A 255-nucleotide genomic window follows, 5' to 3' on the forward strand; every position below is an offset into this window, starting at 1 on the left:
GAGCTGGTCGGGATAGCGGAGGCGAGACGAGCGCGGGTGATGTGATCGTCGTCTCGGCTTTTGAATCGCCAGCTGTCGTTGCCGGTCTCGACGATGTCGCAGTGGTGGGTCAACCGGTCGAGCAGCGCGGTGGTCATCTTGGCGTCGCCAAACACGCTCGGCCATTCGCCGAAGGCGAGATTGGTGGTGACGATGACGGAGGCGCGCTCGTAGAGCCGGCTGACGAGGTGGAACAGAAGCTGGCCGCCGGACTGG

1 protein-coding gene is annotated in these 255 nt (G+C 64.7%); it reads right to left on the reverse strand.

The annotated features are described in order from the left end of the window. The coding region (locus I6F35_RS39820) for an ATP-binding protein (protein WP_225122992.1) at window positions 1-255 on the reverse strand (255 nt) is incomplete at both ends.

It is taken from the genome of Bradyrhizobium sp. BRP22, from assembly GCF_020194175.1.
GTDB lineage: Bacteria > Pseudomonadota > Alphaproteobacteria > Rhizobiales > Xanthobacteraceae > Bradyrhizobium.